The following is a 25,908-nucleotide window of genomic DNA, read 5'->3' as shown; positions in this document are numbered from 1 at the left end:
GAATCCTCACAAAGCTTCGGCAAATATGTTCCCGGCCGTCTCGACGTTGATCCCACCGGACACCGGGATCACTGCACCGGTGACATAGCTGCCGCCACGACCGCATAGGAACAGCATACAGCCGGCAATATCCTCATCACGCCCAACCCGACCCAAAGGAACCGAGTTACCAACCCTTTCGCGTGTCTCTTCATCGGCCGTGGCAAAGGCAGTCATCTTCGAGACGAACGGCCCCGGTGCCAGCGCGTTGACCGTGATGTGGTAGGGCGAAAACTCCTTGGCCATGATCTTGGTCAGGTGCAGCACTGCCGCTTTCGAAGCCGAGTAGCTATAGGCCCCATCGCCCATCGGCACCTCACCCATGACCGAACCGACATTGACCACTCGCGCCGGGTCGTCAACTAAGCCAGACTGCATCAGCATCGGCAACAGTTTTTGGGTCAGCTCGAACAAACCCGCGACATTTACCGACATAACCTTGTCCCAGGCCTCATGTGGGAATTGTCCCATAGGCGCACCCCAGGTTACGCCTGCATTATTCATTAGGATATTAAGGCGATCTGTTCGCTTGTTAACCTCGGATACAAGCGCCGCGATTCCATCTTTGGTTGCAACATCTCCGCCGAACCCTTCGGCATGACCGGGCGCATCCAAAGCGTTCAGCTCAGCCGCAACGGCTTCGCAGGCGTCTGCCTTGCGGGATGCGATCAGAACACGCGCCCCTGCCCGCACCAATGCCTCGGCCGCCATTCGCCCGATGCCTGTTGCGCCACCGGTGACCAGTGCGGTTTTGCCTTGCAATGAGAATAACGTGTCGGGGGTCATGGTCTGCTCCTCGGTAAAGTGGCTATAGGCACGTCTGGGAAATGGTTGATTTCTTGACAACTCATTGGTCCGCGCCAAAGCTCCTCATATCCGAATAACAGGGATAACGGGATTAATATGCAAGCTTTACTCAGCGTCGCGCCGGGCGGGCCAGATACACTAGAGCTGACCAGCCTGCCTGATCCAGTACCGGGTAAAGGCGAATTGCTGATCGGGGTTAGGGCCGCAGGCGTTAACTTCCCCGACACACTGATCATTCAGGACCTCTATCAGATCAAGCCACCCCGCCCTTTTGCGCCGGGCGGTGAAATCGCCGGGGACGTTCTGGCCATTGGCGAAGGTGTGACCGGTTTCAACGTTGGAGACCGTGTTCTGGCGCTGACCGGGCATGGCGGGTTTTCAACACATCTAGCAATCCCTGCTGCAACCGCTATTAAATTCCCAGGCTCAATGCCATACGAGGATGCGGCCTGCTTTGTCTTTACCTACGGCACGTCTTATCACGCGTTGAAAGACCGCGCTGCCCTGCAGCCCGGGGAAACCCTGTTGGTCCTGGGCGCTGCCGGAGGGGTAGGGTCTGCCGCGATCGAGTTGGGCAAGGCCATGGGCGCACGTGTGATCGCCGCAGTCTCCTCGCCCGACAAAGCGGATTTTTGCCGAGATTTGGGGGCGGATGAAACGCTTATCTACTCCCGTGAGATGAACAAAGAGGCACAAAAAGAATTCTCATCGGGAATCAAAGATTTGGCAGGGCCGTTAGGTGTAAATGTCGTTTATGATGCTGTAGGTGGAGATTATGCGGAACCTGCGCTGCGTAGTATGGCCTGGGCCGGGCGATATCTTGTGATAGGTTTCCCGGCGGGCATTCCCAAAATACCTCTGAACCTGCCATTGCTAAAAAGCTGCCAAATTGTAGGGGTTTTTTGGGGCGCATCGGTGCTGCGCGATCCTGTAGGGCATTCAAAAAATGTGAGTGATTTGTTCAAGTTATACGTCGATGCTCGTATAAAACCGCGGATCAGCGCCAAGTATCCGTTCGACCTTGCCTCCAAAGCTCTGACTCATCTGGCCAACCGTTCTGCCCTTGGTAAAATCGTGGTGACAATGCCTGCAAGGGCTGAGCATGATTGACGGTTTCTTTAATCGCTCGCCCTATACGCGCGTTGGCCGGTGGACATTCCCACCTGTTCGCGTTTAAGAAACTGGTATGGGAACAGTGAAATAATGCACAAAGCTCTGATTTTGAATGGCCCGAACCTGAACCTTTTGGGCACCCGACAACCCGAGGTTTATGGAAGCACCACGCTGGAGATGGTTGAGAATCTGTGCGTCAGCCACGGATCTTCCATCGGTCTGGACGTGTCGTGCTTTCAGTCAAACCACGAAGGTGCCCTGATTGATGCCATCCACGCGGCCAAGGGGGATCAGGACGGCATTGTTCTGAACGCAGGTGCTTATACGCATACCTCAATCGCCCTGATGGATGCGATTGCGTCCGTTGAACTTCCAATGATCGAGGTCCACCTGTCCAACATTCATGCCCGCGAAGAATTCCGGCACGTGTCCTATATCTCGAAGGTGGCGATCGGCCAGATTTGTGGCTTTGGCCCGCAAGGCTATGTGATGGCTCTGGACGGATTGGCGGCGCATCTGAAAGGCGGGTCGACTGCATGAAGCTGAGCGAATACCTGCACTTTCTCAGCTATACCAAAACTTTGGAAGAGCTTTGGGACGCCCATTGCCGTCAGATGGCCGAATACGGGTTTGATCGGCTGATCTATGGCTACACCCAATACCGCACCGAGACATCGCTGGGTGATCCAGAGGATTTCGTGATTCTGACCAATCATGGAAAGTCCTATCTGGATGGATTCCTGCGTGGTGGCCTGTATTTTCATGCTCCGATGTTGAAATGGGCGCTAAGCAACGAAGGTGCCGCCAGTTGGAATATCGCCCAGGATTTGGTGTCCAACCGCGGATTAACACAGCAAGAACTGGACGTTCTGGAATTCAATCGAAAGCACGGCGTTGCGTTCGGATATACGGTCAGTTTCACCTCGGTTTCGATGCGTTCCAAGGGGGCGATTTCCCTTTCGGCAGGAAATGCGACCAGCCAGGACGAAGTGGATGCGATGTGGGATGAGCATGGTGATGATATCCTGCTGATGAACAATGTTGCGCATCTTAAAATCCTCACCCTGCCCTATAACGCGCCGAACCGAGCGCTGACCAAGCGCCAGCGTGAAGCGTTGCAATGGGTCGGTGACGGCAAGACCACCCAGGACATTGCCCTATTGATGGGGCTGACATCGGCTACGGTCGAAAAACATTTACGATTGGCGCGCGAGGCACTGTCGGTGGAAACCACCGCTCAGGCCGTTCTGAAGGCGTCACTACAGAATCAGATGTTCGTTATGGAGGTCTAAGGTCCGAGAATTGACGCTTAGGAGCGTCAATTTACCTTAGGTAAGGAAATCATGACTTTCCAATCTGGGGGGCTGGTTGCAAAGTGAGAGTGTTCCGTGAGTGGTGGCTTTAGCCAGGGAACATTTGGTTGGATCTTTGTAATACCAAGGCTCTCCAATCGCTCTGACATAAAGGCGCCTATTTGTCCGCGTCAGTTTGTCGGAATTTTGAGGGGCCTCGACCATCCCCATCATGCGGGGCCCCTCATACCCTTTCAGAAACGTTCAGGACGCGAATGCGTCCTTTTTTATTGGCTAATGGCTTGATTGGCCTAAAAAAACCGGCCACGACTTGCGTGACCGGTTTCTTTGGTTCCCCGAACTCCGCAGAGTTCGGGAATGCTTTTTTAGCCTTGTGCGGCTTTGGCAACTTCTGCTGCGAAGTCTTCTTTTTCGACAACGATGCCTTCGCCAACTTCCAGACGGACAAAGCCGGTGATGGTTGCGCCTGCCTCTTTCGCCGCTGCTTCAACGGTCAGGTCAGGGTTCACAACGAAAGACTGGTTCAGCAATGTGGATTCCGCGACGAATTTCTTCATGCGACCAACGATCATCTTTTCGATCACCTGCTCCGGCTTGCCGGATTCGCGGGCAATGTCCATCTGAACCTGCTTTTCTTTTTCAACAACAGCCGGGTCCATGTCTGCCTCGGACAGGGCCGCCGGGTTCACGGCTGCGATGTGCATTGCAACTTGTTTGCCGATGGCTTCATCGCCGCCAGACAGAGCAACCAGAACACCGATTTTGCCCATGCCGTTGGTGGCCGCGTTGTGGACATAGGACACAACAGTGTCGCCCGACAGCTTGGCCATACGACGGACCGACATGTTCTCACCAATGGTGGCGATTTTGTCGGTCAGAGTGTCCGCAACATTCTTGCCACCCAGATCAGCAGCCAGCAACGCCTCGACATTGTCGACGCCTTCTGCGGCATATGCGATCTTGCCAACCATTTCCTGGAACTCGGCGTTTTTCGCGACAAAGTCGGTTTCCGAGTTCACTTCGACAGCAACACCGTTGCCACCGTTGACGTGAACAGCGACCAGACCTTCTGCAGCGGTACGGCCCGATTTCTTGGCCGCCTTGGCCAGGCCCTTGGTGCGCAGCCAGTCAACGGCTTCGTCCATGTTACCTTCGGTTTCGGTCAGCGCTTTTTTCGCGTCCATCATGCCTGCGCCGGTCGAGTCGCGCAGTTCTTTAACCATTGCTGCTGTGATTGCCATCTCTTGGCTCTCCTCAATTCAAACGGAATTGGGGCAGGTCTACCCTGCCCCATATGTCATTTAGGTGACGGGCAGCTTACGCTTCGGCTTTGGCTTCCGGCGCGGCTTCTTCTGCGGGTGCTTCTTCCGCAACGGCTTCTTCAACCGGAGCTTCTTCGAACGCACCCAGATCAACGCCTGCTGCACCCATCTGCGCGGTCATACCGTCCAGAGCGGCCCGTGCGGCCAGATCGCAGTACAGCGCAATCGCGCGCGCCGCGTCGTCGTTGCCGGGAATGATGTAATCAACACCGTCAGGCGAGCAGTTGGTGTCGACAACGGCCACAACCGGGATACCCAGTTTGTTGGCTTCGGCGATGGCCAGTGCTTCTTTTTTGACGTCGATGACGAACAGCAGATCAGGGACGCCGCCCATTTCGCGGATGCCGCCCAGCGAAGCCTGCAGCTTGCCCTGGTCACGTTCCATGCCCAGACGCTCTTTCTTGGTCAGGCCCTCGGCACCCGATTCCATGGCTTCGTCGATCTGGTTCAGACGGTTGATCGACTGAGAAACGGTTTTCCAGTTGGTCAGCGTGCCACCCAGCCAGCGGTGGTTCATGTAGTACTGAGCCGACTTTTCAGCTGCTTCAGCGACGGGCTGAGCTGCCTGACGCTTGGTGCCGACAAACAGAACGCGGCCACCTTTTGCGACGGTGTCACGAACGGCTTGCAGAGCCTGATCCAGCATCGGAACGGTCTGAGTCAGGTCCATGATGTGGATACCATTGCGCGAGCCGTAGATGAACGGGCCCATGCGGGGGTTCCAACGCTGTGTCTGGTGACCAAAGTGAACGCCAGCTTCCAGCAGCTGACGCATGGTGAACTCGGGAAGAGCCATGCTATTTTCCTTTTCCGGTTTACGCCTGGGCGGGGGTGAAAGAAGCAGATGCTCCAACCGGCGGTCTTAATGAGGATGTCTCCCTCAAAAAGCCCAAACCCCGCCTGCGGGTTTGAATGGCGCGCGTATACGGCAGGTTTTCGGCTAGCGCAAGGGCTTTTCGCCCTTATTTTTCAAGCCCTGCCAGTGCGTGCGCGTGGCGCACGGCCTCTTCACAATATGCGGCCAGCGCCTTGCGGCTTTCGAAATCGCTAACCTTGGCCGGTGCATGATAAATCAATTCAACCGCACCCTGCCCGCGCGCACCCAGCGTTTTCAAAAGGTGTGGGGCGAAATCCATATCTCCCCACCAGCCATAAAACCGGTCGGGTTGCCCTTTGGGCGCGTGATACACAACCGAGACTGGCTGCACATACATGAAATCTCGCAATTCATCTGCGAAGAACGCGGCGAAAAGAGTTGTTTTAAAAGGTAAAACACGCTGCCCGTCGGTCGACGTCCCTTCGGGGAAAAACAGCAGCTTATGACCAGCTTTCAAGCGAGTTTCGAATATTCTTGTCTGTTCTCTTGCTTTCTTGCGGTCCCGCTCGATGAACACGGTTCCTGTTGCACGGGCAAGCCAGCCGATACCGGGCCATTTGGCCACCTCGGCCTTGGACACGAAATAGACGCGCTTGCGCGCATTCAAGGCGAAAATGTCCAGCCATGACGTGTGATTTGCAACCACAGCGCCGCGCTGTTGCATCAATTCGCCCGAGGTTCGAAACCGTATCCCGAGGATCCGAAACGCATTGCGGCAGACAAATTGCGAAATAAACGGCGTTACGGGGCGGCGCACGCCGTACAACGGACGCTCGATCAAGCGCACCACCAATAGAACTAGCAAACCTCCAAACACCAATACGGCCAGTGGTAATCCGCGGAGAAAAACCAACATCCACCCCACCAACCCCAGTTTGATGGGGTCTGGTTCATCCTCGCTGTTCCAAAGCGGTTCGTTCACCAATTTATGCCCCGCCATAGATGCGTTTCTGCCGCTCGTTCATGCGGGCCGTATCGAGGATCAGGCAAACATCAGTGGTGTTGAATGAATGGTCGATGAACGCGCCTTCTCCCACGAAACCCCCTAGGCGAAGATAGGCCTTGATCAATGCCGGAACCTGAACCATCGCAGCTCGGCGATCCAGATCGGCGGGCGCAACAAGATCCATGGAGTTAAATACTTCTGGTTGTGCCCTCACCCTCAAATCAGGCGGCGCGAGATGGTTGTGATGCAGCATCGACAAGGGCTGCGCCAATTCCTGAACATCCGTTCCGTGAAAGCTGGCGACACCGAACAGAACTTCGATCTCACGCTCATTTACATAGGCCGCCAATCCGTTCCACAGATGATACATCGCAGTGCCCCCGCGATAGTCACGGTGGACGCATGAACGGCCGAGCTCCAACAGCTTGCGACCGCTTTGCTTCAAAACAGTCAGATCGTATTCATCTTCGGAATAAAACTGCCCCAGTTCTGCAGCACGTTCGCCCGGTAATAGCCTGTAAACGCCAACAACTTCGCTTGTCAGGTCGTCTATCGCCAGCATGTGATCAAAATACGGATCGAACTTGTCGCGCTCCAGTCCGGCGTCATGATCCACCATCTCTCCGCCACCGCCCAGTTCGCGAACAAACACGTCATAGCGCAGCCGTTGGGCAGCGCGCAGTTCGTCCTCGGTCTGTGCAAGTTTGACGGTAAAGGAAGGGCCTGCGTCCGGCATTGATGGTTCCGTTCTTGTTTGCGCGCTGATACCGCAGTTTCCGTAGGGATGGCAACAAGAGCGGATTTGCGGGGCCGTTAACCTTTCCTAAACCAGTTTCACAGATCAAAGACCGGCATCAGGGCGATGCGCGTTCCGTCAATCACCACTTTCCCCTGCTCGCGAAAGTTCACGGTGATCTTGCCCCCGATGTTGGACTGCACCTGTCCAACGCCCCAATCGGGGTAATCGGGGTGGCGGACGTACATGCCCGGTGCAAGAATAGCATTAAGGTCTGTCATGCGAGGGCTCCGGTCCGGCGGCAGATGCAGCAGGAGGTACGCATGAGCGACACCACAGTCAACCTGGCCGAGTTGATCGGGTCCCGGATCTGTCACGATTTGATCAGCCCCATCGGGGCGATCACCAACGGTCTGGAGCTGCTTGAGATGGTTGGCGCAGTCCAGGGGCCTGAGATGGAACTTATCTCGGGCAGTGTTGGCAGTGCCGGGGCGCGGATTCGGTTTTTCCGCGTGGCGTTTGGTTCAGCCAGCGATCAGCCTTTGGGCCGAACCGAGGTCTCGGAACTGTTAAAGGATGTCGAACGCGCAGGCCGCGTGCGCGTCAACTGGCACCTGACCGAGGCGGTGCCGCGTAATCAGGTCAAACTGGCATTTCTGGCGTTGATGTGCTGCGAAAACGCCATGCCTTTTGGGGGCGAAGTGACCATCGATCAAAATGTTGAAAGCTGGACGGTCACAGGATCAGCCGACAAGCTGAATGTGGATAATGACCTTTGGAAGAATCTGCCGACAGGGCGATACCCCAATAAAGTCACGCCCGCACAGGTGCAGTTTGCTCTTTTGCCAAAGACTGCCACGTCGGTGGGGCGGCGGGTTGCGGCGGAAACCACCTCAACCCGCGTTGTGATCCGGTTTTAAGACCGGGTCGTTCCATTCCCGCGCACAAGATACTGAAAGCTGGTCAGCTGCGCCGCACCCACCGGGCCACGCGCATGCATCTTACCGGTCGCAATGCCGATCTCAGCGCCCATACCAAACTCACCCCCATCGGCAAATTGGGTTGAGGCATTGTGCATCAGTATCGCACTGTCGAGCCGTTCGAAGAACCGTGCAGCGGCGGTCTCGTCCTCGGTCATGATGCAGTCGGTATGGTCCGAGCCATTTAGGCGGATATGCGCGATGGCTTCGTCAATATCAGCGACCGGTCTTGCCGCGATGATACTGTCGAGGAATTCTTTGCCCCAGTCATCGGCCGTCGCAGCCACGGTGCCATTCTGGGCCAGCGCGCCTTCGGCGTGAACCTCAACACCTGCGGCCATTAGCGCAGCGATAACGTCGCGTCCCAGTGTTTCCACCACTTCCTGATGGATCAACAGGCATTCGGCTGCGCCGCAGATTCCGGTCCGCCGGGTTTTGGCGTTCATTACCACGTTCAGCGTTTTCTGCGGATCGGCGGCTTTGTCGATGTAGATATGCACGATGCCTTCAAGATGCGCGAAAACAGGCACGCGCGCCTCGCGCTGCACCAGCCCCACCAGGCCTTTACCCCCGCGAGGGACGATAACATCGACATAATCCGTCAGGGTAAGCAATTCCTGAACCGCGGCGCGGTCTCGCGTCGGCACCAGTTGGATGGAATCCTCGGGCAGGTTTGCGGCCTTTAGCCCTTGGACCAGACAAGCGTGGATGGCGCCCGAAGAATGAAAGCTCTCGGACCCGCCACGAAGGATCACCGCGTTGCCCGATTTCAGGCACAGCGCGCCGGCATCTGCTGTCACATTGGGGCGGCTTTCATAGATCACACCGATCACACCCAAAGGCGTACGCACACGCTGGATATGCAGTCCCGAGGGCATGTCCCATTCGGTCAGCACCTCGCCCACAGGATCAGCCTGATCCGCGACCGTGCGCAGCCCGTCAACCATGCCCTGAATGCGCGCCTCGTCCAGCATCAGGCGATCCATCATTGCCGGGTTCAGACCTTTTTCACGACCGAATTCGAGGTCTTTCTTGTTGGCCTCGATGATTCTGGCACGGTTGGCCCAAACCGCATCAGCGGCGGCGATCAGGGCTGCATGTTTCCGTTCGGCGCTGGCAAAAGCCAATTCGGCCGAGGCTTTCTTGGCGCGTTTTCCAAGATCGGCCATCAGTGTGGGGATGCTGTCGAAATCCTTCATCTCAGATGCCTTTCAGTCGGTCTTTTGGTGTTCTAACATCGCTCGGCTACCGCGCCAAATCGTCTCGGTGGATCAGCACGGCCCTGCCCGGATAACCCAGAGTCGCCTCGATTTCCGAGGATTTTCGCCCCTTGATCGCGTCTGCTTCTTGCGCGGTATAGCGGCTGAGGCCCTGTGCCAAGCGTCGCGCTTCCGGGTCCAGAATGGCCACAGGATCGCCACGGCCAAAGTCTCCGGTCACTTCGACGATCCCGGCAGGCAACAGGCTTTTACCGTTGCCAAGTGCCCGGGCTGCGCCGGCGTCCACCACGATTTCACCACGCGGCTTCATCGCCGAGATCCACCGTTTCCGGGCCGCATGTGGGTCCAGGGTCGCGGTGAACCAAGTGCAATTCGCACCGTTTTCAAGTGATTTCAGAGGGTTCAGCGGCGATCCTTCAGTAATTGCCATATCACACCCGGCGGCTGTCGCCATCTTTGCAGCCAGCAGCTTTGTCTTCATTCCGCCTTTGGACAGGCCTGACCCGGCGTCACCCGCCATCTGTTCGATCTTAGGCGTAATTTCTTCGATCACGTCGTAACGAGTGGCCGAGGTGTCCTCATTCGGGTTGCCGGTATAGAAACCGTCCACGTCAGATAGCAGTATCAACTGATCCGCGCCCACCGTGACAGCGATCTGTGCGGCCAAGCGATCATTGTCGCCATAGCGGATTTCATCCGTTGCGACCGTATCGTTTTCGTTGACGATAGGCACGACACCCAAACCCAGCAAAGTTTCAAGTGTCGCGCGTGAGTTCAGATAGCGGCGGCGGTCAGCGCTGTCCTCCAACGTCACCAAGACCTGCGCGGTAGTGATCTTGTGCGGCGTTAACGCCTCCTCGTACGCGCGAGCCAGCCGGATCTGACCTACAGCAGCGGCAGCCTGAGATTTCTCTAGCGGCAAAGCCTCCATCGGCAAGCCCAAGACCCCGCGACCCAACGCGATAGACCCGGATGACACCAAAATGACGTCCGTTCCCTGCCCCTTTAGCCAAGCTACGTCCTGCGCCAAGGAGTGCAGCCAGTCCGAGCGCAAAAGGCCCGTGTCCCGATCCACCAGCAAGGCGGACCCGATCTTGACCACCAGACGCTTGGCTGAGGTCAGGGTTGCCACGTCTTCGCCTCCTCAACGGGCTTTTGCCGCAGGCGGTTTTCGTCAATCTGGGTACGCAATGCGCGCAGAACCTCGGTCACGCCTAGATGCGCCACACCGGACATTGTCATGACGGGGCCGCCGACGGCCTCTTCCAGCTCGGCCTTAGCCGCTTCGCGTTCTTCGTCATCCAGTGCGTCGACCTTGTTCAGCACCGTAATACGAGGTTTCTCAGCCAGTTCGCCGCCATAAGCCTCAAGCTCGTGAATAATGGTCCGATAGTCATCAGCCACGGTCTCAGACGTTCCATCGACCAGATGCAGCAGAACGGCGCAGCGTTCCACGTGACCCAGAAAACGATCTCCGATCCCACGGCCTTCGTGGGCGCCTTCGATCAGGCCGGGAATGTCAGCCACGACAAACTCGACGTTATCAACGCCGACCACACCCAGGTTCGGGTGCAGCGTGGTAAAGGGATAATCCGCAATTTTCGGACGGGCGTTGGATGTTGCGGCCAGAAAGGTCGACTTTCCAGCATTGGGCATGCCCAGCAAGCCCACATCGGCGATCAGTTTCAGCCGCAGCCAGATGGTGCGGTCGATCCCCGCCTGCCCCGGATTGGCCCGGCGCGGGGCCTGGTTGGTGGCAGATTTGAAGTGCAGGTTGCCGAAGCCGCCATTGCCGCCTTTGGCCAGCAAAACCCGCTGACCGACCTCAGTCAGATCGCAGATGACGGTTTCTTCGTCTTCGTCCAGAATCTCGGTACCAACCGGCACCCGCAAGACAATGTCGTCGCCGTCCTTGCCGGTGCGCTGCTGACCCCGACCGGGTTGACCGTTCTTGGCAAAGAAATGCTGCTGATAGCGGAAGTCGATGAGGGTGTTCAACCCGTCAACGACCTCGGCCCAGACAGATCCGCCCTTACCGCCGTCACCGCCATCGGGACCGCCGTATTCGATGTACTTTTCGCGCCGAAAGCTGACGCAGCCGCCACCTCCGGCCCCGGACCGGATGTAGACCTTTGCAAGATCGAGAAATTTCATGTGTGTCCCCTACTGCAAAGGCCCCATCGGCCACAAGTCAGAGTTTCTTAGTATACGTCCAGGTGGGCACATTCGCATCACGCGCCACCGAATAGGTTTCGGCATCACCCAGATATTCAAACCCGCAATGGGTCAACACCCGCGCCGAGGCCGGATTGTCCTGAAAAACGCTGGCAAACATGGTGGCGTTTTCCAACGGGTTGGCATTGACCAGCGCTTCGACCGCCATCGATGCAACGCCCGTGTTCCAATAGACCGGCGCGACCCAATAGCCCACCTCGGACTGGTTGCGATCCAGGCGCGTCAGCGAGATCAGGCCGATCAGCTCGGGACCGCCATCTTTGGTGGCATCCATTGCCCAGACGTCTTCATCGCGTTCTTCGGACATCGCGCGCGTCACAAAAGCTTCGGTCGAACCCGGTGGCAGCGGATGTGGAATTGCTGTGGTCATGCGCGCCACGCGCTCATCACCTGCATAATGTTCAATGAGACCCAAATCCGACCGGCGCAATGGTCGCAGATCGAACCGCTCGGTTTCAATGACCGGCTGGTTTATTATTGCCTCAAGCTTCATGAGTGCGTTCCTCCTCCGAACAACACGAATAATACGGACGCAACGGTGAGACTGGCTAACGTCCACATCAGATATTTTTCAATTGGACGTCCTTCAACCGCGTGGGCAATTCTATCGCCCGCAAATGTCCAAATTGGATGAAGAATGACCTGACAAAACAACAAACAGAGAGCAATCGTTACTGTGGCCTCAATACTGGGCGTCCCTGCCGCCACAAACCCGGTAAACCCTGCAATGATCATCGCCCAAGCCTTTGGATTTAAGGGATGAACGATCAAACCAGCCAAGAACCCGGGTGCATTGCCATCAGCCTGCTGACGCGACAGGCGTGTGTTGGCGATCTTCCAGGCCAGCCACATGATATAGGCTGCTGACGCGTATTTCAGCGCTGTAAATACGTCCGGAGCCTGATCGGCCAGTTGCAGCAGGCCAAAGCCCACAGGCCAGATGATCAATTGCTTCCCTACAATGACGCCCCCGACAAACGGAAGTGCCGCCCGAAAACCATAGCGCGCACCAGTTCCCAACAGGACCATATTGGCGGGTCCTGGGGTGCCGACCTGACTGGCGGCGAAAATCAGGAAACTTGTGGTTGCGACGGGCATAGGTGCGTTCAATCAAAACTACGTTAAAACGAGAAAGGGGACCGGCATTTTCTGCCGGTCCCCCAAGAATTTTCAAACCTTATGGGTTTCGGCTTACTCTGCGGCCTCCGCCACTGGCAGGACCGAAATAAAGGTGCGGTTTTTGAGGCCTTTGTGGAACTTCACAGCGCCGTCGACAGTTGCAAAGATTGTATGATCTTTGCCCATGCCTACGCCTTCGCCCGGCCAGAACTTGGTGCCGCGCTGACGCACGATGATGTTACCTGCGATGGCGGCCTGGCCACCATACAGTTTCACGCCAAGGCGACGACCAGCTGAGTCGCGACCGTTACGGGAGGAACCGCCAGCTTTTTTATGTGCCATTCTCTCTCTCCTTAGCCTTTAGCCAGTTCTTTGGCCTGCTCAACCCATTCGGGTTTCACTTTGATGGTGTCGATAGCAGCAATCTGCTCGTCCGACAAGGCGGCCAGAGCGGCAAAGCTCTCGATACCGGCGTCGGCCAGCTTTTTGGCGGCGGCGGGACCGACACCGTTCAGGGCTGTCAGATCATCAGCGGCAGCAGCAGCAGCGGCAGGTGCCTCTGCTTTGGCTTCAGCTTTCTTGGCAGGCTTTTTCGCCGCCGGAGCAGCTTCGCCAGCAGGTGCCGAACCAGTTGCAGCTTTGATGCCCGATTTGTCAGCGCCCGATGCCAGGATGTCAGTGATTTTGACCAGAGTCAGTTTCTGACGGTGGCCAACGGTACGCTTCGAGCTGTGCTTACGACGACGCTTGACGAAGTTGATGACCTTGTCACCCTTGATCTGTTCGATCACTTCGGCCTGAACGCCTGCGCCTTCAACGAAGGGTGCGCCAACAACCGGTGCGTCACCGCCCAGCATCAGAACATCGTTGAATTGAACTTTTTCACCTGCGTCGGCAGCCAGCTTTTCAACACGGAGCACATCGCCCGCCTGAACCTTGTACTGCTTGCCGCCAGTCTTGAGGACCGCAAACATGCGTCTTTCCTTTTCCAAACCGCGTTCTGTGGTCCCCGTTTGGGTGTTTTGGCTTTCGCCACCTCGAACAGCGCGCCCTTTTTCCGGGCTGTGTGACGACCCGTGGGAAAAGCCCTTTGGGTCAATAATAACGAGACCCGGCGCGGAAGAACCGGCCGGGATGCGCGCTTATCCAAAGATTGCAGGGGAAAGTCAACATCAAATGCGACGCTAAAGGTCCGATCCTTTCAGCACCTGAGCGACCGCCTGACCCAGCTGATAATAGATCGTGTCGAACATCCGGTTAAAGCTTTCAAACAGGGCCGTATTGATCGCTTTGCCCGTTTCAGTGCGTGAAAATGCGATGTTCTCGCGCATTTGACTGTCGGTCAGTGGCTTGTATGCCAGCAAAAAGAAGGAATACAGCCACATTCGTGTGTCTTCGGTCATGCTGTCTTTATCCTCAAGCAGCTGTGCCAGAAGTTCCCCGTCGTCCCCACCAACCCCCAGGCTCATCCCACGGAAAAAATTGTAATCTGCACTGATGGAGTTATGCACATTCTCGTCAATCAGGTTGTTGACCTGAATATACTCGTCGACCAGCCGATATAGCTCCGTGCTGCGATCACCGTTTTTGTAGGCGTCCTGTGCCATTTCTTCGATGGCTTCATCTGCCAAGGCGACACGGGCGGATAATTCCAGCGAGGTTATAACCTGCCCTAAATCGCTTTCGAAAAACAGGATGGCGCGGTCTATCTGGCTCTCGGTCAGGGTTTCCGCGAACACACTTTCGACCTGATCACGCATTCTGTCCGCGTCGTAAATCCGGTCTACCTGATCCAGAAAGACTGGGCCGCCATTGTTGTTAAGAAAGGTTTGTTGAAGGTCCTGCCCAAGCGTACTGCCTTCGTCCCGCAGGATGTCGATAACCGCGTCCACTTGCAGGGCCTGCATAAGTTGTTCGACCTTTTCCTCGGCCTGCAAAGGCGTGGTCCAAACGAACAACGCCAGGAACGTCGCGATAAAACGCATCAGATATCCTGTGCCGGGTGCAAGTCCGCCATCCGAGTGGCAAGAATTTCGAATTTCATGGCCATGATTTCATATTGAACGGCATTCAGCAGTTCATAGACCTCTTGCATCAGCGGCTGCTCTAGCGCATCGGCATAAGCGTTCACATCGGCATCGGAAAAATCCTGGTACGTATAGGCAGCCCCGGCCAGGGCCGATAACTGCAACGCCTGTCGCATGCTTGTTTCGTTCTGGCGCATCATGAGGCGCAGTTGATCAGCATCCAACTGAAGATCAATTACCCCCGAAGCACTGGCGGCCAGCAGAAACCGCAGTTGAATCTCTTGCAGGGCTCGCAAGGCGGTCCCGCTTGAATCAATGGCCCTATTCATGCGTTTGAGGCTTTCAACACGGTGCGAGCCGTCTTTGATCAACTCAGCCACGATCTCTTGCCCCTGCTGCTGCTTGGCCTCGTCATCATCCAGCATATGCGAGGCGTTTTCCGCTTCGACCAGACGCTGCCCCAGGTCCGAGGCATAAAATTCCACTGCATGAAGCAGCGCCTCGTCTCTGAGTGTCTGCTCCAGAATCGACACGGCGGTTTCATGCATGTCTTCAGTGTCGAATACTTCTTCGGTCAGTCGGGCCCAATCGGAACCGAAACCATCCGGGTCTATGCCCAGCATCTGCGGCGCCGACGCAGAAGAGAGCGCGATACTTTCCAGCGCCACGTCAAAACCAGTTGTAGTCAGAAACGCTTCGATCCTGTCTCGCCCGGCGGCAAAGGACGACACAGGCGCCATGGCCAGTGTCAGAAGCAATAAGAATAGGGTGAAAGCGGAGCGGCGAAGAGAATAAGTCATAGTTCAAAGCCTAGGCGTTTTGTGCCGTCTGGCAATGGAAAATCCCGTCATAGTGAATTTCGGGAATTTTCTGCTTGCACCCCCGCGCGTTCCTCACTAAATCCCCCCCTCACAGACCCCCGCGGAGAGGTGCCGGAGTGGTCGAACGGGGCGGTCTCGAAAACCGTTGTGGGTGCAAGCCCACCCAGGGTTCGAATCCCTGTCTCTCCGCCACTATCTTCTTGAAATTGAAAGCTAGTAATAGAAATTCAGGGTGTAGTGTGCTTTCTGCCCTAGTCGACAGGTACGGCCATTGGTGTCCTACTGCGCCCCATTTTAGGACTTCCGGCTATGCCAATTACGCCCCTTGGGCGCCGACTATGACACATTGACACCCTTCCAAACTGCAATCAGGCAAACGAAAAAGGGATCCCGCGTCTGCGGGATCCCTTTTGAATGTTGCGGGGTTTAAAGGCTTCAGCGAAAGCCGTTGTCGCTGTTCTGCCTTAACCTGAGCGATTTCTTCCTGTGTCAGGTATCTCAGGTAGTAACGGCCTGTGGCAATCCGTTTGTGACCGCTGCAGTAAGACATGCCTCGCGTAGAGCGGTCTGAGTTGTCTCTCTTTACGAAGGATCCGATATAGAAACCAAAATCCTGTCAAGCTCGCTGTGAACTGGCTCCCATCCCGTGGCTAGTTTAAGAGCGCTGACATCCGCACAGATCTTTGCGATGTCACCAATACGTCTGGGCGCGTAGACCGGTGTGATCGACGGCGCATGCCTGTCCCGAAACCGCTGCACAATCTGTTTCACAGAGCAACTCGTCCCACTGCCGCAGTTAACGATTAAGTTCTGGCCAGTCTCAGCGATGTACTGGAGGCTGCGCCAGAACGCCTCGGTCACGTCGTCAATATGGATCAGATCGCGCTCGCAGGTGCCATCTTCGGTGTCATAATCATTGCCCAGAATCTGGAATTCGATCTTGTCAGTATTGCGCGCCCGCACCCGACACGCGGCCAACGCGTCCAGAAGGCTGGGCTCACTTCCAGCAATGTCTTCGTGGGTCATGAACGCGCCGCGGCCTGCCACATTGAACAGGCGCAAAATGGCGCATGCCATCCCGTAATGTTCGACCGAAGACCGCAGCACGTCTTCGAACATTTTCTTGGATAAGCCATAGGGAGATTTGGGCAGAGGGATGGCGTCCTCGGTCACGATCCCTCCGGGCACATCGCCATAGACGGCCGCTGAAGACGCAAACAGGAACTGCCGAATATCTGCCGCGGCACAGGCTTCCAAAAGCGCAACACTGTGAGACAGATTGTTGCTGTAGTGAACCAAGGGATCGCGCACCGACTCGGCGACGGATTTTGATGCTGCCAGATGCACCACCGTGCGGCAGTGGTGCGTGTTAAGAATCTGCGTGATCTCGTCCCTTCGGCTGATGCAGGTTTCATAGATCGGCACGTCATCAGGCAGACGCGCGCGCTCACCGTTGGATAGGTCGTCCACCACCACAACGTCGCAATTGCGGGATTGAAGATGCCGGACCAAATGGGCCCCAACAAAACCCGCGCCTCCGGTCACCAGGATTGGTGAGAGTGCATCTTGCATGAGTATCGATCAGACCTTTTTGAAAATAAGGGACGTGTTAATCCCGCCAAAGGCAAAGTTGTTTGACATCACATATTGGGGTCGGAACTCACGCGCCGCACCAATCAGGAAGTCGGGCGTCGTAGCGCTGACTGCCAGGCATCTTGGATCAGGGTCTGAGAGATTTGCCGTAGCCGGGAACCAGCCGTCATTCATCATCTCAATAGCCAGCCAGGCTTCGATGGCCCCACAGGCACCAAGCGAATGTCCGAAATGTCCCTTAAGCGAGTGCATGGGAACCGCGCGATCAAAAACGGCTGAGGTCGCATGAACTTCGGCAATGTCACCGGCATCCGTGGCGGTACCGTGGCCACTGACGAAACCGATGCTCCCCTGCTCAAGCCCGGCATCTTGCAATGCCAATCGCAGTGCGGTCTGCATCGTGTCGGATTGCGGTCGTGTCGCGTGACTACCGTCCGAATTGGTGCCAAAACCGACGATTTCAGCAAGGATGGGTGCACCACGGGCGGTGGCGTGTTCAAATTCTTCAAGGATCAGAGTCCCAGCACCCTCGCCGATCACCAAGCCGTCTCGGGCGCTGTCGTAAGGCCGGGGCGTCTGACCCGGGTGATCGTTCAACGCACTGGTGGAAAACAGCGTATCAAAGACAGCACTCATGCCGACGCTCATTTCCTCAGCCCCGCCAGCCAGCATGATGTCCTGCTTCCCATCCCGGATCGCCTCATAGGCAAACCCGATCCCCATACTGCCCGAGGTGCAAGCCGATGACGTCGGCAAAACTCGCCCGGTCAGCCCCAGATGGATCCCGATATTGACGGCTGAGGTGTGGCTCATCATGCGCACATAGCTTGCTGCGTTCAGATTGCGTGCCGTGCGATCTGTCAGCAAGCGGGCAAAATCGATGACCGGATCAACGTTGCCGAAGGATGAGCCATAGGCCACCCCGGCGCGTCCTGATTGCAAGCGCTCTGATTCTTCTTTCAGACCCGCAGACTCCAACGCCTTTTCAGAGGCATACATCGACAGCGCGGCCACCCGTCCGGCGGTTCTGAGGGCCTTGCGGTTATAGTGGTCCCGCGGCTCGAACGTATCGATCGGCCCGCCCAGCCGGGTGTTCAGATCCTGGCAATCATCCCATTCGTCCATGTATCGGATGCCGGTCTGCCCTTGCTCCATCCGATGCCGAATATCGCCCCATGTCTCGCCCAGAGACGTGACGCCAGCCATGCCTGTTACGACAACCCTGCGCGTCATTGCAGCCCTCCGTCCACGGCGATCACCTGTCGGGTAATGTAGGATGACCCGTCAGAACACAGAAAAGACACCAGATTTGCCACCTCCTCCGGCAGACCCGCACGCTGCATCGGAATCAGAGTCTTGACCATATCGCCGGGCAGTTCTGAGGTCATGCCTGTCTCAATGACACCCGGCGCCACGCAGTTCACAGTGATTTTTCGCTTGGCCAATTCAATGGCCAGAGACTTGGACGCCCCGATCAAGCCGGCCTTTGATGCCGCATAGTTGGTCTGCCCCCGATTGCCGATAATCCCCGAGACCGACGTCATCGTCACAATCCGCCCCGGCTTACGGCGCTGGATCATCGGCATCAACAAAGGATGCAGCACGTTATAAAATCCATTCAGGTTGGTATCAACGACCCCATCCCAATCCTCACCGGTGAGGGCGGGGAACGCGCCGTCTCGCGTCACACCAGCATTCAGAACGGCCCCGTAGTAGGCCCCGTTTTGCGCGATATCCTGTTCGATGACATCCCGACATTGGTCGCGATTGGAGACATCGAACGACAGCAAGTTGCAAGTGCCACTCTGACTTTGTATCGCATCGGCTTGAGCTTTGGCACCCGCGCGGTCACGCCCGTAATGCAACGCGATTTCAAATCCGTCGACCGCCAGCTTTTGGGCTATCGCAGCCCCCAGCCCTTTGCTCGCACCAGTGACCAGAATACGTTCAGGCATCTTCGGCCTCCTTCGTTACTTCGGTCCCATCCGGGCTGTACACGTTCAGCGTAGCAGAGGCGACGGTCTCGGCTCCACTGTCCACACGTCCGTCGAACGATGCCATGTTTCCGTCATTGAATCGTTCTTCAACGGTGACGGTCAGCACTTCTCCGGCTTCAAAAAAAGGCCGAGACAGGGGCATCGCACGAGTTCCCAGCAAAAAGCCGATGGACGGCGCACTGCCGCGTTGTGCCTTCCAAAATCCATCCAATGCCGCAACTGCTTGGGCCATGTATTCCAGCGACAGATAGCTCGGCACGCCTTCGTCTGGCCGATAGAACATGGATTCTGATTTAATCCGAACCTCAGCCTTGAGACGTCCGTTTTGCGCCTCGATCAAACGATCCAACAGCATCATGGGCCGGTCATGCGGCATGAACTGAGCAATATCCTCGGGCATACTAGGTGTCGTGTTTGTCATGGCTGTTCGCTCCTGCCCAGAACAAGGCTACAATTGTTGCCTCCGAAGGCGAATGAATTGCTGATCATAGCCGAGGCCCGCCGAGTGGTGGGGTCAGTTTCACCGGGCATGACGAAATTCAACCGTTCGCAATCCATTCCCAACTGCCCATCCCACAGGTGCGGTGGCAGAGCTGTATCTGTCGCAGAATGAGACAGCAACAACCACAGAAAACCTGCCTCAATAGCGCCAGCCGCCCCAAGCGTGTGGCCGGTCATGGGCTTCGTCGAACTGGCCGGGATGTCATGCCCGATGGCCTGAGCGACAGCAAGCGACTCCATCGCGTCGTTGGCTTTCGTTCCGGTTCCGTGCAGATTGACATAGGCGATATCACCGGCATCGCACCCGGCCATTCCCATCGCCATTTTGATAGCGTCAATTGCCCCCTGCCCTGACGGGTCCGGGGCGTTCATGTGATACCCGTCTGATGTCTCACCCCACCCCAAAAGCACCACGTTTGAATGCTGGCGCGTCATCAGAAAAACCGCCGCACCTTCTCCGATATTGATGCCGTTGCGATTGGCCGAGAACGGGTTGGACAGCCCCGGTGTAATCGACGACAACGCATCAAACCCATTCAAAGTCAGACTGGTCAACGCGTCGACGCCACCTACGATAACCGCATCACACTGCCCGGTCGCCAGAAAGCGCGCGCCGCTGGCCAGCGCATTGCCCCCTGATGAACAAGCGTTTGACACAGTAAAGGACGGGCCCCGAAGCTGGTAAAGCGTGGAAACGAAATCTGATGGATTGCCCAACTCCTGCATTTCCAACCGAAAATCGGACGCAAACGCACCATCCGCATGGACAGTTGCCAGTGCTAAACGGCCTTCTTCAATGCCGCTTGTCGTTGCACCAATTACAACGCCTATACGCTCTGGCCCATACCGTTCAACCGCGCTGACAATCGAATCCTCGATCTGCACCAGCGCGCTATACAGAATACGGTTGCTGCGCGTCGCAAACTGATCCGACCGCGGCAATGAGGGCAAATCCTCGGGCAGGTTCGGCACAATGCCGACAACGGTCTTTCCACGCTGCAAGTAACCCGGATCTGGTTGCATTCCGGATTGATCCCCGTCCAAAAGCGCCGCCCGCACGATCTGTTTCCCCTGCCCCAATGCGCAGGAGATTCCCAGATCGTTCAGGAAGTACGGTTGTGCGGTCATGACAATTCTACAGAAGAGATTTTCAGAGTGTAGCCGTGTTGTTGGTCATTGATCGTCAGCTCAGTCGAGTCAGACGGTTTGCTATAGGTGACGGTGACCAGAGGCTGCAACCCTTCACTGACCTTGCGGTCACGGCTGCCCACCTTCAGTTCAAGATCTTGGCGCATCAAAGGCAGCAGAGCTTCCGACGGCCAAAAGGCCAGAACTATGTCATCCAGAATATGGTGGTCCGATATCTGGGCGGGCAGGAATTGCGCGCTGTTCGGCTCAGCCTGACCATTCACCCATTTCAACGACCCCATCGGCAGCCCAAGTGGATCAAACAGCTGCATTTCGATCACTTCGCCCGACAGGCTGAGAAACGCCATCGCCTGCCGTGTATGCCCATCGACTTCTAATGTCAGCCTTTGCTGAAGCTTCAGCGGCGGCTTGGGCCAAACCAACCGGTTCGTTGTGAACACCGGTGTACTCTCTGACTGCGGTTGCTCTGACGCTACCGCAGGTTCGTCCGGGAAAACGGACGCCGGAGCGTCCTGCGGCGCTTCTGGTTCCGGCCCCGCACAGGCCGTCAGAACCAAAGCAAAGAATCCGGCCAAGACCCGGCGCATCAGGCGACCATCTTTCTGATCGCAGCCAAACCGCTTGCCGGTTTTTTGACCAGAGGATTGTCGCGGTTCCAGGCGTATCCCGCCAAAATCGACGTAACCATCCGAGTGACATTGTTGATCTCGGCCGGGTGATTGAAGATCACCTCTTGTAGACTTTGATCGTACCAACCGGTCACAAAGGTTCGGAAAACATCCACACCAGATCGTAAGGGGATCGCGAAATCGCGATCCCAATCCACTTCGGCACCGTCGAGTTGTCGCAGCAAAACATCGCAGGCCAGGTCCGCCGAATGCAGCGCGATTGTCACACCGCTTGAGAAAACCGGATCCAGAAACTCGGCCGCGTTGCCAAGCAAGGCGAAGCGCGGGCCATGCAAGGATTTGACATTCTTGGAATATCCCCGAATACACCCCGTCGGTCGAACCGCGCGTCCATCCTTTAGTAAACGTCCCAAGTTGGTTTCATTGACCCATTGCCACAATAGGTGTGCGTGGTCATCACCGGTGTCGCCCAAGTCATGCTCTTCCCCAAGAACAACACCGACCGAACTGGTCCCGTCAGAAAAACAGATTAGCCAGAACCAGACCTCGGGGTGCTGCGGATGCACGGTGATCACGATCTTGCCGCGGTCGAAATCCGGATTGGTGATGCCATCCTCGATATGGGTGAACAACGCGCCCCTGAACGGCAGGTCTGACGGGGTCTCAAGCCCCAGAAGCCGGGGCAACACCCGCCCGAAGCCGCTTCCGTCCAGTACAAAACCGGCATTGAGGCGCGTGGTTCGGCCACCCTCATCGCGCAGCGTCAGCGATGCATTCTGTGCTGAGATATCTGCGTCCACCACTTGCGTATCATAAAGCATCTCTGCGCCCGCACGCTCGGCCGCATCTGCCAGAATTTGGTCAAACCGGGCGCGTTGTACCTGAAATGTCGTCCCCCAGCCGGGTTCGTATTTCTGACGGAAGTCAATGTCTGTAGTCTGAGCGCCCCGCACGAAACGTGCCCCGGTCTTGATCTGAAATCCGGCCTCTTCAATCTCGGGCAGCAGCCCTGCACGTTCCAGTGGGATCATCGAAAAGGGCAGAAGACTCTCGCCAATAGAAAACCGCGGGTGTCGAGCGGATTCGACCACTGTCACCCGATGCCCGGTGTCAACCAGCCGCTTGGCCGCCAACGAACCCGCAGGCCCCGCCCCGATGATCGCAATGCCGGTGGTTGTCGAATTCAGCGTCATTTATGTATTCCCATGACTTGAGTTGAAAAGGGTGAAAGAAGCCACGCTACGGTCAGGCCCGCGGATAAAACGGTACCAATCTGGTGGATGGCAGGAAGGCTGCTGGTCCCAAGGATCGCGAAAGCACCAACCGAACTCAGCGCGGACAGGGTCACGGCGCGATAGGTCTCGGGATGCGGCCCAAGGTCCGGATCGCTAAGGAAGATCGCATAATCCGCACCGATGGCCAGCACCAGAAACAAAGACATCACGGTCAGCAGGTTCAACGGCACACCGACCAGCGTGGCCAAAACGGGGGCCGCCACAACCGCCGCTGCAGGAACCAGCGTCAACCTGGTACCGCGTGCCACCCCATTGCGCGCACAGAACAACGCCCAAAGCAGAACCAGCGCGACCAGCAACGCGTACTGAGCGCCCTTGCGTGATTTTTCGAAGGCCCGGTTCGCGCCATCGACCGGATCTACCATATACACGTCGTCAAAGCGCTGCGCCAATTCAGCAACCGCTGCAGCAGTACCGCCGACAATCGGAATGGCGGCCCAAAACCGCCCGTCCTGCGTATGGTGCACGATCTGCAGGGCGCGATGCTGGGGTGCGACGATCTGAACGCTTTCGATCGTAAGCGGTACGGGCTTTGGTAAAACAAATGGCAGGCCAGTTGCCTCTGCCCAGCGTGACGCCAATCCATTCTGCACCAACGCGGCGGTCTCAGACTGCTGAGCCAGGCTGGGGATCAGGTCTGAGATCAGAAAAGCCGAAGTGATCTGACCTTGCTGCTGAAGGCTGCGCAACGTTGGTGCGATGTGTTCAAGCCGTTCTAGCAATCTTTGGCTGTCATCAGCCTTTACCACAAGAAAGCGGCTGATCTGAGCCGACGGGAACAGCTCAGCCCCCAGCGCAGCATCGCGCAGCAACGCCTTTGGCGCATGGCCTAACGCTCTGACATCATCGGAAGGTGGCTTGAGAACCAGAAAAGCACTGGCCAGCAGCGCCAAACCCACGACCGGGTGCGCCAGAAAACCGGCCACCCGGATGTGCTGGCGCCGTAACTTCGCGCTGAACAACATCTGTTGTTGATTTGCCGAAATCGGCAGCAAACCAATTGCAGGAAAAAGGATTAGGATCGTCGTCAGTGACGCAGCAATGCCAGAACAAGCAATAACGGCGATTTGCGCCAACAGATCGGACGAGGTAAAAAACAAACTGGCGAACCCCACGACAGAACTGAGGGCTCCAAACAGCAAAGCTTTGCGGGTGGCCAATGCCACACGCTTGTTGCCATCAGGACGCGTCAGAAAATAGTGAAAGACGTAATCTGCCACCACACCCAGCAACCCCCCGGCGAAGCCGAGGGCGACGGTATTCACACTGCCCCACATCAGCGCGGCGACGGCCCCGCCCCACAGCAAACCGATGCCAAGAACCAAAGCAGTGGCAATCAGCGATCGGGCAGATCGCATGGAAACAACGACCACCGCCAGAACCCACAAGGCGGACAACAGCGTCAGGCGTTCTGCCTCGGCCCGCGATGCCTTGGCGATATCAGCCGAGAAGAAAACGCCACCCAAAAAATGGACCTGAACCTGTGGCCTGTCCTGCACCGTCTCAGCCACGGCTGCCCGAATTGCTGCTGCCAGGTCGCTCTGACCTTTCAAATCGTTGACGTCCGCCGCCTGAAACGGGACTCGCACGTGGTACACGCCGTCAGCAGATTGGAAAACCGGCACGCCATCGATCAACTGACTGGGGATTACTGGATCAAGGGCCGAGATCAACGCCTGCCCGGTCAGGTTGAACGGGTCGCGCACAGGATCGGTAAAGGACAAAGCTATGCCCGGAATCGTCAAGCCAGCGAGAGCGCGGGCCAGAATTCCATCGCCTTCCGACCGCTCAAGATCCCGGCGATCCTTGCTGCTCATAACGCCTGGGAAAGCCTGCAGCAGCAGCTCGGAAAACTGTTGATCCTCTGGGTTTTGTTCCGTTAGTCCTGCCGAGGAAAGGCCGGGATGAGCCGTCAAGGCAGCCTGTAGCGCAAGCGCCGCATCAACGGCGCGATCCGGGTCCTGATGCGACAGCAATACGCTGCCCTGCCCTGTTTGCCGCCCGCGCAGTTCGACCCAAACAGCATCAAGTTCAGCACTATCGCTGTTGCTGTGATCAAAGGCCGAGATGTCACCCCGGATGTTAAATCGCCCGTCGGCAATGCCCGCAAACAGGACAACGGCACATACCGCCTGCGCGAGTATCCACAATAGAGCCCGGCGATGGAGGACCACAGTCAGTGTGCCTCCTGAAACTGCTGCCACAGGGCCACAAGCTCGGCCCGGTCGGAACTGTCCACATCCAGACGCACTGCGCTGGCCTCATAGGTCTGACCTTGAGCATCTTTCGCCCAGAACACGATCTCCCGCAGAACGGAATCTGGCCCACCTGAGACACGTAAAGTGACCGGTTCGGATTTGCCGGATGGTGTTTTCATGACGCCGCGTATCTGCGTGTCACCATCTTGCATCTGCGTTTCATCGCTAAGCGTAAAGATCCCCGTCTTAACTAGCGAATGCGGATCACCCGAGAGCATGTGGTCGAGTATGGACAACTCCAGCGCCCCGCGCCCTTCATCAATCGCAGAAAAATCACCGGCGGGATTCAACTGATACAGCCCATCCCGTGCAACAATCAGTGTTGTTTCAAACGGTGTTCGGTTCACCCAGATCAACCCCTCACCGGGCAACAGGGCAAACGAACCTGTTGTTTCTAGCGTCACGTCGTGCTCAGGCAAATAACGCGACTGGTGGAATGTCCCACCCAAAGGTTCAGCCGCCGCAAGACTGGCAACCAGACACGCCAAGAGGATCAGAACAACGCGCATCTTCAAGCAGCCCGATCACTTTGTTTTTCGACTTTGGCGCGGAAGGTGACCGGTGTTTCGAACTGCATGACACCGGTATCTGCTGCAACGCAAACCATCGTCGTCTGGCCCTTGGTCAGGCGCGCGTCGGTCTCGATATCAACGACCTGATAATCAATGACCATGCGGTTGATGTATTCCCGCAGGGTCGCCGTCACCCGAATACACATCCCGAACCGCGCAGGCGCCACATATTTCACACGCAGATCAACCACCGGCCAGCCGAACCCATCCTCTCGCATCTGCGGATAGTTGTATTCCAGCTTGTCCAGCAAGGCACAGCGAGCCTCTTCGAACAGTTTGACATAGTTGCCGTGCCACATGATCTCCATCGGATCGAGATCATAGAACTGCACGCGCGTCTCAATGCTGGCCGAGATCAT

Annotated in this window: 29 protein-coding genes and 1 tRNA gene; 5 read left to right on the top strand and 25 right to left on the bottom strand. The window is 56.8% G+C overall.

Annotated elements, in window-relative coordinates:
* Nucleotides 1-6: 6 nt before the first annotated feature.
* Nucleotides 7-825: an SDR family oxidoreductase gene (locus ACR0DL_RS04925; RefSeq protein WP_480687872.1), complete on the bottom strand. Its 819-nt coding sequence runs from the start codon at nt 823-825 to the stop codon at nt 7-9.
* A 117-nt stretch (nt 826-942) separates the two neighbouring features.
* Between ACR0DL_RS04925 and ACR0DL_RS04920 the strand changes: the two genes are divergently transcribed.
* The 3 genes from ACR0DL_RS04920 (at nt 943) to ACR0DL_RS04910 (ending at nt 3,251) form a co-directional block, all read left to right on the top strand.
* Nucleotides 943-1,956 (top strand): NADPH:quinone oxidoreductase family protein, encoded by a 1,014-nt coding sequence (locus tag ACR0DL_RS04920; RefSeq protein ID WP_480687870.1) that lies wholly within the window; start codon nt 943-945, stop codon nt 1,954-1,956.
* Between the two features lie 93 nt (nt 1,957-2,049).
* Nucleotides 2,050-2,499 (top strand): type II 3-dehydroquinate dehydratase, encoded by a 450-nt coding sequence (aroQ, locus tag ACR0DL_RS04915; protein WP_170348706.1) that lies wholly within the window; start codon nt 2,050-2,052, stop codon nt 2,497-2,499.
* Nucleotides 2,496-3,251 (top strand): helix-turn-helix transcriptional regulator, encoded by a 756-nt coding sequence (locus ACR0DL_RS04910; RefSeq protein WP_170348705.1) that lies wholly within the window; start codon nt 2,496-2,498, stop codon nt 3,249-3,251. Before aroQ ends, ACR0DL_RS04910 begins: the two co-directional genes overlap by 4 nt.
* A gap of 386 nt (nt 3,252-3,637) precedes the next feature.
* Here the strand turns inward: ACR0DL_RS04910 and tsf are convergent, their stop codons facing one another.
* From tsf to ACR0DL_RS04885, 5 genes are all read right to left on the bottom strand, one after another.
* Nucleotides 3,638-4,513, bottom strand: a complete 876-nt coding sequence (tsf, locus tag ACR0DL_RS04905; protein ID WP_170348704.1) for a translation elongation factor Ts — start codon at nt 4,511-4,513, stop codon at nt 3,638-3,640.
* A gap of 76 nt (nt 4,514-4,589) precedes the next feature.
* Nucleotides 4,590-5,390: a 30S ribosomal protein S2 gene (rpsB, locus tag ACR0DL_RS04900; RefSeq protein ID WP_170348703.1), complete on the bottom strand. Its 801-nt coding sequence runs from the start codon at nt 5,388-5,390 to the stop codon at nt 4,590-4,592.
* A gap of 166 nt (nt 5,391-5,556) precedes the next feature.
* Nucleotides 5,557-6,411, bottom strand: coding sequence for a lyso-ornithine lipid O-acyltransferase (olsA, locus tag ACR0DL_RS04895; protein ID WP_170348702.1), 855 nt, complete (start codon nt 6,409-6,411; stop codon nt 5,557-5,559).
* Nucleotides 6,398-7,153 carry an L-ornithine N(alpha)-acyltransferase gene (gene olsB / locus ACR0DL_RS04890; protein ID WP_170348701.1) on the bottom strand — a complete coding sequence of 252 codons (756 nt, stop codon included), beginning with the start codon at nt 7,151-7,153 and terminating at the stop codon, nt 6,398-6,400. Before olsB ends, olsA begins: the two co-directional genes overlap by 14 nt.
* Nucleotides 7,154-7,251: 98 nt before the next feature.
* A complete protein-coding gene (locus tag ACR0DL_RS04885) occupies nt 7,252-7,434 on the bottom strand; it encodes a DUF3553 domain-containing protein (protein ID WP_170348700.1) in 183 nt (60 codons plus the stop codon).
* Between the two features lie 42 nt (nt 7,435-7,476).
* Here ACR0DL_RS04885 and ACR0DL_RS04880 point away from each other — a divergent pair, with 42 nt between their 5' ends.
* Nucleotides 7,477-8,073, top strand: coding sequence for a histidine phosphotransferase family protein (locus ACR0DL_RS04880; protein WP_254440172.1), 597 nt, complete (start codon nt 7,477-7,479; stop codon nt 8,071-8,073).
* Here ACR0DL_RS04880 and ACR0DL_RS04875 read toward each other — a convergent pair.
* From ACR0DL_RS04875 to ACR0DL_RS04835, 9 genes are all read right to left on the bottom strand, one after another.
* Complete coding sequence (locus ACR0DL_RS04875) at nt 8,070-9,332, bottom strand: glutamate-5-semialdehyde dehydrogenase (protein ID WP_480687868.1); 1,263 nt, start codon at nt 9,330-9,332, stop codon at nt 8,070-8,072. The two genes, ACR0DL_RS04880 and ACR0DL_RS04875, sit on opposite strands and share 4 nt — an antisense overlap.
* Before the next feature lie 46 nt (nt 9,333-9,378).
* Nucleotides 9,379-10,485: a glutamate 5-kinase gene (gene proB / locus ACR0DL_RS04870; protein ID WP_480687866.1), complete on the bottom strand. Its 1,107-nt coding sequence runs from the start codon at nt 10,483-10,485 to the stop codon at nt 9,379-9,381.
* Nucleotides 10,473-11,507, bottom strand: a complete 1,035-nt coding sequence (gene obgE, locus ACR0DL_RS04865; RefSeq protein WP_170348696.1) for a GTPase ObgE — start codon at nt 11,505-11,507, stop codon at nt 10,473-10,475. The genes proB and obgE overlap by 13 nt, the downstream gene beginning before the upstream one ends.
* A 37-nt stretch (nt 11,508-11,544) precedes the next feature.
* Nucleotides 11,545-12,081 carry a GNAT family N-acetyltransferase gene (locus ACR0DL_RS04860; RefSeq protein WP_170358452.1) on the bottom strand — a complete coding sequence of 179 codons (537 nt, stop codon included), beginning with the start codon at nt 12,079-12,081 and terminating at the stop codon, nt 11,545-11,547.
* Nucleotides 12,078-12,686, bottom strand: coding sequence for a LysE family translocator (locus tag ACR0DL_RS04855; RefSeq protein ID WP_480687864.1), 609 nt, complete (start codon nt 12,684-12,686; stop codon nt 12,078-12,080). Before ACR0DL_RS04855 ends, ACR0DL_RS04860 begins: the two co-directional genes overlap by 4 nt.
* Before the next feature lie 93 nt (nt 12,687-12,779).
* Nucleotides 12,780-13,049 (bottom strand): 50S ribosomal protein L27, encoded by a 270-nt coding sequence (rpmA, locus tag ACR0DL_RS04850; protein ID WP_010440093.1) that lies wholly within the window; start codon nt 13,047-13,049, stop codon nt 12,780-12,782.
* An 11-nt stretch (nt 13,050-13,060) separates the two neighbouring features.
* Complete coding sequence (locus ACR0DL_RS04845) at nt 13,061-13,681, bottom strand: 50S ribosomal protein L21 (RefSeq protein WP_170375320.1); 621 nt, start codon at nt 13,679-13,681, stop codon at nt 13,061-13,063.
* A gap of 210 nt (nt 13,682-13,891) precedes the next feature.
* Nucleotides 13,892-14,692, bottom strand: coding sequence for a DUF2059 domain-containing protein (locus tag ACR0DL_RS04840; protein WP_480687862.1), 801 nt, complete (start codon nt 14,690-14,692; stop codon nt 13,892-13,894).
* Entirely contained in the window at nt 14,692-15,534 is an 843-nt protein-coding gene (locus ACR0DL_RS04835; protein WP_480687860.1) for a DUF2059 domain-containing protein, read from the bottom strand. Before ACR0DL_RS04835 ends, ACR0DL_RS04840 begins: the two co-directional genes overlap by 1 nt.
* Before the next feature lie 123 nt (nt 15,535-15,657).
* Here ACR0DL_RS04835 and ACR0DL_RS04830 point away from each other — a divergent pair.
* A tRNA-Ser gene (locus ACR0DL_RS04830) sits at nt 15,658-15,747 on the top strand.
* Between the two features lie 390 nt (nt 15,748-16,137).
* Here the strand turns inward: ACR0DL_RS04830 and galE are convergent.
* From galE to ACR0DL_RS04780, 10 genes are read right to left on the bottom strand one after another with little or no spacing between them, the layout of a single operon-like run.
* Complete coding sequence (galE, locus tag ACR0DL_RS04825) at nt 16,138-17,127, bottom strand: UDP-glucose 4-epimerase GalE (protein WP_480687858.1); 990 nt, start codon at nt 17,125-17,127, stop codon at nt 16,138-16,140.
* A 9-nt stretch (nt 17,128-17,136) separates the two neighbouring features.
* Nucleotides 17,137-18,381, bottom strand: coding sequence for a beta-ketoacyl-ACP synthase (locus ACR0DL_RS04820; RefSeq protein ID WP_480687856.1), 1,245 nt, complete (start codon nt 18,379-18,381; stop codon nt 17,137-17,139).
* A complete protein-coding gene (gene fabG, locus ACR0DL_RS04815; protein ID WP_480687854.1) occupies nt 18,378-19,103 on the bottom strand; it encodes a 3-oxoacyl-ACP reductase FabG in 726 nt (241 codons plus the stop codon). Before fabG ends, ACR0DL_RS04820 begins: the two co-directional genes overlap by 4 nt.
* Complete coding sequence (locus ACR0DL_RS04810; protein WP_480687852.1) at nt 19,096-19,566, bottom strand: hotdog family protein; 471 nt, start codon at nt 19,564-19,566, stop codon at nt 19,096-19,098. Before ACR0DL_RS04810 ends, fabG begins: the two co-directional genes overlap by 8 nt.
* The gene (locus ACR0DL_RS04805) at nt 19,563-20,774 is read right to left on the bottom strand and encodes a beta-ketoacyl-ACP synthase (protein ID WP_480687850.1); all 1,212 of its coding nucleotides are present in this window, start codon (nt 20,772-20,774) and stop codon (nt 19,563-19,565) included. The genes ACR0DL_RS04810 and ACR0DL_RS04805 overlap by 4 nt, the downstream gene beginning before the upstream one ends.
* Complete coding sequence (locus tag ACR0DL_RS04800) at nt 20,771-21,382, bottom strand: DUF3261 domain-containing protein (protein ID WP_480687848.1); 612 nt, start codon at nt 21,380-21,382, stop codon at nt 20,771-20,773. Before ACR0DL_RS04800 ends, ACR0DL_RS04805 begins: the two co-directional genes overlap by 4 nt.
* Nucleotides 21,382-22,617: an NAD(P)/FAD-dependent oxidoreductase gene (locus tag ACR0DL_RS04795; protein WP_480687846.1), complete on the bottom strand. Its 1,236-nt coding sequence runs from the start codon at nt 22,615-22,617 to the stop codon at nt 21,382-21,384. Before ACR0DL_RS04795 ends, ACR0DL_RS04800 begins: the two co-directional genes overlap by 1 nt.
* On the bottom strand, nt 22,614-24,893 hold the full coding sequence (locus ACR0DL_RS04790; protein WP_480687844.1) for an MMPL family transporter: 2,280 nt from the start codon (nt 24,891-24,893) through the stop codon (nt 22,614-22,616). Before ACR0DL_RS04790 ends, ACR0DL_RS04795 begins: the two co-directional genes overlap by 4 nt.
* A gap of 2 nt (nt 24,894-24,895) precedes the next feature.
* Complete coding sequence (locus ACR0DL_RS04785) at nt 24,896-25,486, bottom strand: LolA family protein (protein ID WP_480687842.1); 591 nt, start codon at nt 25,484-25,486, stop codon at nt 24,896-24,898.
* A 2-nt stretch (nt 25,487-25,488) separates the two neighbouring features.
* The gene (locus tag ACR0DL_RS04780; protein WP_480687840.1) at nt 25,489-25,908 is read right to left on the bottom strand and encodes an acyl-CoA thioesterase; all 420 of its coding nucleotides are present in this window, start codon (nt 25,906-25,908) and stop codon (nt 25,489-25,491) included.

The sequence above is a fragment of the Ruegeria sp. BB5 genome, assembly GCF_056539405.1.
Note: the sequence above shows the minus strand (reverse complement) of the source record. Positions and strands in the feature narration are given on the sequence as shown.